4 protein-coding genes are annotated in these 3,087 nt (G+C 72.0%); 3 read left to right on the forward strand and 1 reads right to left on the reverse strand.

The window, feature by feature from the left end:
* Window positions 1-493: glycosyltransferase (locus tag M3N57_07510; GenBank protein MDP9022530.1), on the reverse strand; the 493-nt coding region annotated here is incomplete at its 3' end.
* 146 nt (window positions 494-639) lie between these two features.
* Between M3N57_07510 and M3N57_07515 the strand changes: the two genes are divergently transcribed.
* From M3N57_07515 to M3N57_07525, 3 genes are all read left to right on the forward strand, one after another.
* Window positions 640-1,596, forward strand: coding sequence for a glycosyltransferase family 2 protein (locus M3N57_07515; protein MDP9022531.1), 957 nt, complete (start codon window positions 640-642; stop codon window positions 1,594-1,596).
* A gap of 26 nt (window positions 1,597-1,622) precedes the next feature.
* Window positions 1,623-2,771, forward strand: coding sequence for a glycosyltransferase (locus tag M3N57_07520; GenBank protein ID MDP9022532.1), 1,149 nt, complete (start codon window positions 1,623-1,625; stop codon window positions 2,769-2,771).
* Window positions 2,772-2,894: 123 nt separating this feature from the next.
* Window positions 2,895-3,087 (forward strand): hypothetical protein (locus M3N57_07525; GenBank protein ID MDP9022533.1); only part of this gene is annotated, 193 nt, incomplete at its 3' end.

Consider the following 3,087-nt stretch of genomic DNA (forward strand, 5'->3'; position numbering starts at 1 on the left):
ACAAGGTGGGGCCCAGCACCAGGTCGTCGGGCGGGGGTTCCTCGCGGTGGGCGGCGAACCCGTGGCCGTAGAACGCGGCTTCACCCCCGGCGAAGTCCACCGTCTCCCCGCGCGCGTTGAGCACGAGACCGCCGGTGCACCCGACCTGGTCGTACATGATCAGCGGCTTGACCAGCTCGCGGAGCCACTGGGGCTGAGCGACGGCGTCGTTGTTGATCAGCGCGACGATGTCTCCGCTGCCGGCGCGGGCGCCCTGGTTGACGGCCGGGGCGAAGCCGGTGTTGGTGTCGTTGACGATCACCTGCAGCTGCGGGTAGCGCTCGCGGACGAACTCCACCGACCCGTCGCGGCTGGCGTTGTCGATGAAGACGACCTCGACACGTTCCTGCGGGTAGTCCTGACCGACCAGGGAGTCGAGACACGTCGCCAGGTAGTCGCGGCCGTTGTAGTTGATCACCACGACCGTGACGCTCGGCCAGTCCCTGTCGTCCACGCGGTCCTTCCTGGGTTGTGGGGCGCGGTGAGCATAGGCGTCCCGCGCTGGCGCAGAGCGGTGGTCGGGCGCTGGGGCCGGGCCGGCCTACCATGTGCCCGTGCAGACGGTGAACGCTGCGGAGCCGGCTGGCGCGCAGGTCCAGCGTGCCGGCTGACGGCGCAGTGGCCGTCTCCGCGGTCGTCCCGGTCCACGACGAGGTCGAGGCGCTCCCCGCGTTCCACGACGAGCTCCTGGAGGCGCTCCCGTCGTGGGGTTCGGGGGACTGCGAGATCATCTACGTCGACGACGGATCGACCGACGGCAGCGGGGAGCTGCTCGAGAAGTTCCACGCCGAGCATCCCGACCTGGTCCGTGTCGTGACGCTGCGGCGCAACTTCGGCAAATCCGGGGCGCTCGCCGCCGGGTTCAACGCCGCACACGGTGAGGTGGTCGTCACCCTCGACGCCGACGGTCAGGACGACCCGTTCGAGGTCCCGAAGCTGCTCCACCGCATCGCGCAGGGCGACGACGTGGTCGGTGGGTGGCGGCGGCGGCGGCAGGACCGCCTCGTCAAACGGTGGACCTCCCGCTTGTACAACGCGTCGACCCGGGCGTTCACCGGACTGCCGATCCACGACTTCAACACCGGGTTGAAGGCGTTCCGCAGCGAGGTCGTACGTGAACTGCCGCTGTACGGAGAGTTCCACCGGTTCGTCCCGGTGCTGGCCCACGATCTCGGCTTCCGCGTCTCCGAGGTGCCGGTCGCCCACCGCCCCCGCCGGCTGGGTCGCTCGAAGTACGTGTCGGTGACCCGCTTCCCGAAGACGCTGCTGGACCTGCTGACGGTGTTGTTCCTCACCCGGTTCGCCGAGCGTCCCCTGTACCTGTTCGGCGGGTTCGGGCTGATCCTGTCGCTCCTCGGCGCGACAGCGATCGGTTACCTCGTGGTCCTCAAGGTCGTGACCGGCGCCGGGATCGGGACACGACCGCTCCTCCAGCTGGGCGTGGTGACGCTCCTGGTCGGGGTACAGCTCGTGGGGATCGGGCTGATCGGGGACGTGCTCCGCCACACGGTCGGGGCGCGTGAGGACCCCTACCGCGTGCGCCGGACCCTGCCCTGACCACGCCCCGCCTGCGCGTCCTGCTGGTGTCGCACGTCTTCCCGCGCTCGCCGTCCGACGCGGCCGCGCCGTTCCTGCTGCGGTACGCGGCCGGGCTGGCCGAGGCCGGGGTGGCGGTGCGGGTCGTGGCACCCCACGACCCGGGGCTGCCCGACGCGCACGATGTCGCCGGGATCCCCGTGCGGAGGGTGCGCTACGGACCGGATCACGCCGAGGACCTCGCCTACCGCGGCGAGATGCACGTCCGCGTGCGCCGGCCCCGCGGGGCCGTGCGTGCCGTGCGGTTGGTCGGGGCGCTGGCGCGGACGGTCGGTGACGAGTGCCGCAGCTGGGGTCCGCACGTCGTCGACGTGCACTGGCTCGTGCCTGGCGGGGTGGTGACGTGGCTGGCCGGCGTTCGTCTCCCGAGTCAGGTCGTGGTCCACGGCACGGACGTGGCACTGGTCACGGCCGGGCCGATCCGGCGGGTTGTGGCACGCCGGCTCCTGGACCGTTTCCACGTCGTCGCGGCCTCATCGGGGCCGCTGGCCGAGGAGCTGCGATCGGCGCTGGGCCGGCCGGCCGACGCGGTCGCGCCGATGCCGTACGCGGCACCGCCCGCCGATCCGGGCCCGCCGCCCGGTCAGGACCGCATCCTGGCGATCGGCCGCCTCGTGGCGGAGAAGGGCCACGCTGATCTCGTCGAGGCGGTGGCGACCCTACGCGCCGAGGGCCGTCGTTCCGTGTCGCTCACCGTCGTCGGAGACGGACCGGAACGCGATCGTCTGGCCGCGATGGCGGAGGAACGCGACGTGCCGCTGACGCTGCCGGGCGCCGTGTCGCCCGCCGACCTGGAAGCCAGGTACGCGCGCGCCGACGTCGTCGCGGTGCCCAGTCACCGAGAGGGCTTCGGCCTGGTGGCGGCGGAAGCCTTGGCGCAACAACGTCCGGTTGTGGCATCCAACGTCGGTGGGCTGGCGGAGATCGTCACCGACGGTGTCACCGGGTGGGTGGTCCCACCGCGTGACCCGCGGCGGCTGAAGGAGGCGCTCGCCGCGGCGCTCGACGACCCCGACGAGGGCCGTAGGCGAGCTGCCGCCGGCGCTCGACGCGTCCGCGAGCGCTGGTCTGCCGCTGCGCTGGGACGTGACGCTGCCGATCGGCTCACGCGCCTGGCGGCCTCCGAGCGCGACTGATCCCGGCTCAGCCGCCTGTGGGCCGGCTTTCCCCAGGTTGTCTGTGACGTCGACGCTGGATGTCGCACGCGGTTGGTAGCGTTGGACTCGAACACACGTTCGGTCACAGGGTTCGGTGACAGGGTGGACCGGGTCACCGAGACCGCCGCCGGCATGCTCGAGGTCAACGCCCCCGGCTACCTGCCCACCATCTGTGCGGCCACGCTGGAGCGCCTGGCCCGCGACGCGGACCTGCAGGTGGTGCTGTTCGCCGGGGCCCGCCCGTTGGCGGTGTCGGCCAAGGTCAACGCCGCAGACATCCCCAAAGACATCCGCC

The sequence above is a fragment of the Actinomycetota bacterium genome (genome assembly GCA_030776725.1).
In the GTDB taxonomy this organism is placed as follows: domain Bacteria; phylum Actinomycetota; class Nitriliruptoria; order Nitriliruptorales; family JAHWKO01; genus JAHWKW01.